This window comes from Streptomyces sp. AcH 505 (assembly GCF_000818175.1).
In the GTDB taxonomy this organism is placed as follows: domain Bacteria; phylum Actinomycetota; class Actinomycetes; order Streptomycetales; family Streptomycetaceae; genus Streptomyces.
In genome coordinates, this window is record NZ_JTIY01000001.1 from 6624371 (window position 1) to 6631288 (window position 6918).

General features: G+C 71.6%; 6 protein-coding genes. 2 read left to right on the top strand and 4 right to left on the bottom strand.

Features of this window, described 5'->3' with window-relative positions:
- Both HY68_RS44190 and HY68_RS29045 read right to left on the bottom strand, forming a co-directional pair.
- Positions 1–969 (bottom strand): SWF or SNF family helicase (locus HY68_RS44190; RefSeq protein WP_041994406.1); only part of this gene is annotated, 969 nt, incomplete at its 3' end.
- Positions 966–3869 (bottom strand): DEAD/DEAH box helicase, encoded by a 2904-nt coding sequence (locus HY68_RS29045; protein WP_041994409.1) that lies wholly within the window; start codon positions 3867–3869, stop codon positions 966–968. The genes HY68_RS44190 and HY68_RS29045, both read right to left, overlap by 4 nt.
- 275 nt (positions 3870–4144) lie before the next feature.
- Between HY68_RS29045 and HY68_RS29050 the strand changes: the two genes are divergently transcribed.
- Both HY68_RS29050 and HY68_RS29055 read left to right on the top strand, forming a co-directional pair.
- Positions 4145–5230, top strand: coding sequence for an acyl-CoA desaturase (locus HY68_RS29050; protein ID WP_041994413.1), 1086 nt, complete (start codon positions 4145–4147; stop codon positions 5228–5230).
- A gap of 69 nt (positions 5231–5299) precedes the next feature.
- Positions 5300–5482: a hypothetical protein gene (locus HY68_RS29055; protein ID WP_041994416.1), complete on the top strand. Its 183-nt coding sequence runs from the start codon at positions 5300–5302 to the stop codon at positions 5480–5482.
- Between the two features lie 112 nt (positions 5483–5594).
- Here HY68_RS29055 and HY68_RS29060 read toward each other — a convergent pair whose 3' ends face one another.
- Positions 5595–6548 carry a hypothetical protein gene (locus tag HY68_RS29060; protein ID WP_041994419.1) on the bottom strand — a complete coding sequence of 318 codons (954 nt, stop codon included), beginning with the start codon at positions 6546–6548 and terminating at the stop codon, positions 5595–5597.
- Between the two features lie 80 nt (positions 6549–6628).
- A partial coding sequence (locus tag HY68_RS29065; RefSeq protein WP_041994422.1) for a methyltransferase domain-containing protein occupies positions 6629–6918 on the bottom strand: 290 nt, incomplete at its 5' end.

The window sequence follows — 6918 nt, forward strand, 5'->3', positions numbered from 1 at the left end:
CGCGAGCCGCGACAGCACGCGGCCGTCGGGGGCTGCCGCCGCGAGCCGTACGCTGTCCTGACGTACCGTCAAGTTACTTGTCAGGGGCTGGTGTTCATGGCCCGGGGTGAGCGCTTCGGTCAGCATCCGCAGGGCGCGCGCCGCCGCGTCGGCCGCGAGGAACGACAAGGCGTCGGTGTCGAGTTCCGGCGGTGGCGCGTTGTCGGTGTGCAGGTCCGGAGGCAGCCCCGGCTCCTGCGGTGGTGCCGGCGCAGCGGGCAGCGGCGGCAGTGTGTTCCAGGCCGCGAACGCCGCCGACGCCGGTACGCCGGGCTCCTCTGCCTCCGGTGCGCTGTCGTCGGGGATCCGGGCGGCCAGTGCCGAGCTGCGGCTCTGCAGCTCGTCCAGGACCTGGCGCTCGCTCCTGCCGCGCATCAGCAGCAGGACGAACGGATCCTGGTCCAGCAGCCGTGCCATCTGGTAGCAGAGCGCGGCCGAATGCGGACAGTGGTCCCAGGCCTCGCAGCCGCACTCCGGCTCCAGATCCCCGATGCCGGGCAGCAGTTCGACCCCTGCGGCCGCCGCGTCCTCCACCAGGTCCGGCGGCATCTCCCGGTCGAGAAGCGCCGCGATATGCCCCGACCGCTCCACCGCCATGGCCAGGAACCGGTCCCACTCCCGGTCGCTCAGCCGGCGCAGCAGTACGTCGCTGCGGTGCCCGGTGCCGTCCCTGTCCCGTACGACGGCGGTGATCCGGCCCGGCCGTACCGACACCGCGCCGACCGCCCCCGCACGCGCCTGGCCGCGCCCCTTCCGCAACTGCGCGCCGTCGAGCGCGGTGTCCTCCAGGGCCTTCAGCCAGGACCTGCCCCACCAGCTCTCGGCGAACCCGCGGCCGTGCGCGGGCGGCAGCGCGGCGAAGACCCGCTCGGCGCGGTCGTCCTCGTACCCCGCGCCCGTCGTGTCGTCCGGATACGGTGCTTCCGTCATCGGGCGTCCCCCCGCAGCTCCACCAGATCCGCCAGTTCGGCGTCGGTCAGTTCGGTCAGCGCCGCCTCGCCCGAGCCGAGCACGGCGTCCGCGAGCTGCTGTTTGCGCGCGAGCATGTCGGCGATCCGGTCCTCGATGGTGCCTTCGGCGATCATCCGGTGCACCTGCACGGGCTTGTCCTGCCCGATGCGGTACGCGCGGTCCGTGGCCTGCGCCTCGACGGCGGGGTTCCACCAGCGGTCGAAGTGCACGACGTGTTCGGCCCTGGTGAGGTTGAGACCTGTACCCGCGGCCTTCAACGAAAGCAGGAAGACGGGCACTTCACCTGCCTGGAAGCGGTTCACCATGGTTTCGCGGGCCGTTACGGGGGTGCCCCCGTGCAGGAACTGGTGCGGGATGCCGCGGGCGGTCAGATGCTGTTCCAGCAGCCGGCCCATCCGCACGTACTGGGTGAAGACCAGCACGCCCGCACCTTCCGCCAGGACGGTGTCGAGGAGTTCGTCCAGCAGCTCGACCTTGCCCGACCGGCCGGGGATGTGCGGCCGTTCCTCCTTGAGGTACTGCGCCGGGTGGTTGCAGATCTGCTTGAGCCCGGTCAGCAGTTTGACGACGAGACCCCGGCGCTCCATGCCGTCGGCCTCGGCGATCGCCGCCAGGATCTCCCGTACCACCGCCTCGTAGAGCACCGCCTGTTCGGTGGTGAGGGACACGGCGCGGTCGGTCTCCGTCTTGGGCGGCAGCTCCGGCGCGATCCCCGGGTCCGACTTGCGCCGGCGCAGCAGGAAGGGGCGTACGAGCGCGGCGAGCCGTTCGGCCGCCGCCGGATCGGCGCCACGTTCCACGGCCTTGGCGTAACGGTTGCGGAACGCGCCCAGCGGACCGAGCAGTCCGGGTGTCGTCCAGTCGAGGATCGCCCACAGCTCGGACAGGTTGTTCTCGACCGGTGTGCCCGACAGCGCCACTCTGGCCTTGGTCCTGAGGGTGCGCAGCTGTTTCGCGGTCGCGGAGTACGGGTTCTTCACGTGCTGGGCCTCGTCCGCGACGACAAGCCCCCAGAGCGGTTCCGCGAGTCGCGGCGCGTCGAGACGCATCGTGCCGTACGTGGTGAGTACGAACTCGCCGTCGGCCGGCGTGCCCAGGTCCCGGGAAGCGCCGTGGAAACGGCGTACGGGAGTGCCGGGCGCGAACCGCTCGATCTCGCGCTGCCAGTTGGCCATCAGTGAGGTGGGGCAGACGACCAGCGTCGGCCCCGCCGCCGCCTCTTCGGTCTGCCGGTGCAGATGGAGTGCGATGAGGGTGATGGTCTTGCCGAGCCCCATGTCGTCGGCGAGCACGGCGCCGAGACCGAGTGACGTCATCCGGTGCAGCCAGTCGACACCGCGGAGCTGGTAGTCGCGTAGCGTCGCGGTGAGGGCCGCCGGCTGCTGGACGCGCTGCTCGGGGCCCGCCGCGCCGGTGGGGGACTCGGGGTCGGCGAGCCGGTCGCGCAGCCGGGCCAGCCAGCCCGATGCCGCCACTTCGACGGGCCGCCCGTCGACCTCGGTCACCCCGGTCAGTACGGCGCCGAGCGCGTCGACGGGGGTGAGCGTGCGGTCCTGGCTGTCGCGGGCGTGCCGCGCCTGCGCGGGGTCGACGAGCACCCAGCGGTCGCGCAGCCGGACCAGTGGCCGCCTGGCCTCGGCGAGCCGGTCGATCTCGGCGCGGGTGAGCTGCTGGTCGCCCAGCGCGAAGCGCCAGTTGAAGGCGAGCAGGGTGTCGGCCGACAGGAACGACGGCATGTCGTCCGCCGCGTTGCCGTCCGCCGTGTCGCCGTCCGGGGGGCCGACGACCGCACGCGCCGTGAGCGTCCGGGCCGCTTCCTTCGGCCAGTGGACCTGGGTGCCGGTCGCGGCGAGTGCGCGCGACGCCTCACCGAGCAGCTCGCCGATGTCCTCGTCGGCGAGTTCCACCGCGTCGGGCACGGCGGCCGACAGCAGCGGTGCGAGCGGTGGCCAGGCGTGTGCGGCCCTGCGCAGAGCCAGCAGGGCGTCCATCGTGGCGGTGGGACCGAAGGCGGCTGCGGTGGGACCGGAGCCCGCCCCGGCGGGACCGGTGGTGGTCGGCGCCGACCACACGTCGGCCGCGTCGGCCACGACCGCCGGGTCACTCACACTGTGCAGCTGCACCACGGCGCGGAATCCGGGCTCCGTCACACCATCCCGCTCGCCGGACAGTTCGATGCGCAACGAGATCCGTACTCCGGCGTCATGACCGGCCGCCATGTCCGTGGCCCAGCCACGTAGTTCGGGCCGACGCTGCGGGTCAGGAGCGGTGAACGCGGCGTGCCCGGCCGCCGACTCCGCCGCGGGAGTGCGGACGAGGCCGTCCGCCACCGCGTCGAGAAAATCCCTCAACAGCCTTTCGGGGTGGGGGAGCAGCGGTCCGGCGGTCGGTGTGGACACCGTCAGTGGGACGGCGTGTGCGGTGGGTGGCATGGCGGCGGCGAGTGCCTGGATGCGCAGCCGGTCGTCGGGGGTCAGTGGGCCCGCCCGCCACGCGTCGTGGTCCGAACCAGTCAGACCGGGCAACAGCCTTCCTGTGGCGGCGAGTTGAAGCGCCAGAAGCGCCGCTGCGCCCCAGAACGCGGTCGCTGGTGAGGCGTGCCCGGAGGCCCGCGCCCTGGTCAGTAGGGGCAGAGCTGTCGGTACAGGCACCACCAGTGCCCGGACCATGAGAGGGTGGGCGTCGGAGTCGACGACAGTCAACTCCTCGACGGAGCCAGGACCGTGAGGCGGTTCGGTGCCGTCCGGGCGCCAGTAGGCGATCCGGCCGGTGCGGGCCGGGTCCGCAGGCAGGAAGACCGTGGAGGATTCGGCGAGTTCGGAGATCCGGGGGAGCGTTGTCGCGGATGGTTCGTGCACAGCGAAGACGCATTCCTCAAATTTGACTACTGCGGGTCGGAGCCGCCGAGAGTACCCCACCGCGAATCCGCGCGGGCGTGGTGTGACTGTGGCCTGAGTCACAGTCGGGCGGACGGGGTGTAGCCAGCACCACCTCCACTCCCGGGACAACCCCCACCGTTGACGGGTGGTGGCCCCATGGCCCGTCGGCCTCGCAGCCCCGTACGTTTCAACAGGTCAACGCATCAAGCGCGTTCACCTCACCCCGAGCATCGGCCGACAGACCGGAGACCGACATGCCCCAAGCCACCGCCGCCGCCCCCGTAGCGGAGCCAGTGCCCGACCCAGCCGCGGGCGCCGGCAGTGCCGGCAGCGACTTCGCGCCCCTCCTGCGAGTGGTGAGGGAGCAGGGTCTTCTGGAGCGTCGCGTCGCGTGGTACGCCCGGGGCATCACCGTCAACGCGCTGTTCCTCGCCGCGATAGTCGCCGGAATGATCCTGCTCGGCCCCTCCTGGTGGGCGGTGCTCCTCGCGGTGCCGCTGGCCGTCCTGTCCGCCCGGATGTCCTTCGTCGGGCACGACGCCGGCCACGCGCAGATCACCAACGACCGCGCCAAAGGCCGGATCGTGCAGCTCGTGCACGCCAATCTGCTGCTCGGCATGAGCCAGGAGTGGTGGAACGACAAGCACAACAGGCACCACGCCAACCCGAACCACGTCGACAAGGACCCGGACGTCAAGGCCGACGTCCTCGTCCACACCCAGCGCCAGACCGCGGGCCGCACCGGGCTGCGCGCCTGGCTCACCCGCAACCAGGCGTGGCTGTTCTTCCCGCTGACCACGCTGGAGGGCATCGCGCTCAAGGTCGCGGGCTTCCAGGCCGTCCTCTCCCGCCGTGACAACCGGATGTCGACCCGCCAGCGGGTCGTCGAGGGCACCCTGCTCGCCGTGCACGTCGCCGCGTACCTCACCCTCCTGCTGACCACGCTCAGCATCGGCCAGGCAGTGGTCTTCCTCCTGGTCCACCAGATGCTGCTCGGACTACACCTGGGCATGGCCTTCGCGCCGAACCACAAGGGCATGGAGATGCCGGACCCGGAGACCTCGGCGAGCTGGGGGCATCTGCGCCGGCAGGTCCTCACCTCGCGCAACATCCGCGGCGGAGCGCTCACCGACTGGTTCCTCGGCGGTCTGAACTACCAGATCGAACACCATCTCTTCCCCAGCATGCCCCGCCCCCACCTGCGGCTCGCCCAGCCGCTGGTGCGCGCCCACTGCCGGTCGCTGGGGGTCTCGTACACCGAAACGGGACTGATCGACTCGTACCGTCAGGCACTCGGACATCTGCACGGAGTCGGCGAACCGCTGCGCGCGGACGCATAGTGGAACTGGTGGGCGCTCGTACGCGTTCACTCAGCAGTAGCGGCAAGAGCCGCGGAGGAGGCGTCGAAGATGTCGACAAGGGCAAAGATCGCTATCGGGGGAGTGGCCGTCGGCCTTTTCCTGTGGATATTTCTCCCGTTCTGGGTCGCTCTGCTCATCGTGGTCGGAATTCCGGCGGTGGCATATCTGACGCTGGACCCCTCGCAGCGCCGCAGGCTGCGTCGGATCAACCGCAATCAGATAGGCCGCTGAGCCCCGGCTCGGCGACCGGCCACTGACTACAGCACGACACTGCGGACCTGCGAACAAGCAGGCCCGCAGTGTTGTGCTGCCGTCGTTCGGTGTCCCGGCCCCGCGACGTCGCTCAGGCCGGGCGTACGGCGATCTCGTCCAGGGAGCGCAGCAGCCCCGGCAGCTCCGTGCCCCGGCCGACCGGCAGCACCTCGGCGGGCTCCTCGTCCAGCAGGATGAACGCGATGTCGTCCGTCCTCGCGACGAACGACCAGCCGGGGCCGTCGGCGCGCAGGGTCCGCGCGCCGCCCGGGGCGAAGCTGGAGCGGATCCGGCCGAGCGGGGGCGGCGACGCCAGATAGCCGTGCAGCTCCTTCAGGACGCGTTGTACGCCCGGGTGGGAGGGCTTCGGCGGCTCCTCGGTGTCGGTGGCCCCTGGAGCGCCGTCGGTGTCCGTGGCCGCGTCCTCGGCGGAATCGCCGTCCTCGCCGGAATCGCCGTCCGCGACGGAATCGTCGGAATCGGCGGCGTCGTCGGAGGGGTCCGCGTCGGTGTCTTCCTCGGCGGGGGCGTCTTCGGAGCCGTCGCTGTCGAACTGTTCCCGCCAGATCGCCCACTGCAGGGCGATCTCGTCAGCGCCGAGCCGCCGCTGCGCCGGGCCCCAGCTCTCCGCGTCGGGCGGGGTGAGCGGCAGCTCCACGCCCTGAGGGCCGGGTTCGCCGTCCGGCTCGGGATCGTGCGGATCAGGTACGCCGGGTGCGGCGACCGCCAGCGCGACGGGCCAGCCGGGGAGCGCGGAGACGACCGTGCGCTCCGGGGGCGACAGGTCGTACTCCATCCCGCAGTCCCAGGAGGCGATGGCGACCGCGACCAGCGACACGTCGTCCACGGCGACCGTCCAGCGCGCCCCGTCGCCGTCCTGCCCGAAGACGAGACCGTAGCCCCGCGCGTACGGCTCAAGACCGAGGGCCCCGCACGCCTGCGGATAGTCGTCGCCGAGCACGCTCGGGAACTGCGCGGGCGTCAGCAGGACGGCGGTCAGCACATACAGCGCGTCGTCGTCGGCGGACTCCTCCGTCCCGGCCACGGCACCTCCCTGTCCAATCGTTGTCGGCGCACCCTAACCAGTGGGTAACGCGGACGTCGAGACTCCGGATGTTTCCGCAGTCAGCTCGTGATCCGCTGTTCACGTTCGGCCAGGGCGAGGAATCTGCCGTCCTCGTCGGCGTACGACAGCAGGCGCCACCCCGAACCCGCGAGCAGCGGGCGCAAGTTGGCCTCCGCGCGTAGATCGTCATCGGTGAGCGCGCGACCCTGCCGGGCGGCGAGCGCCGCCCGGCCGACCGGATGGAACAGCGCGAGCCGGCCGCCCGGCCGTACGACCCTGGCCAGCTCGCGCAGATTCGCCGCAGGATGCGGCAGGTGGCCGATCAGCCCCGCGGCGAAGACCGCGTCGA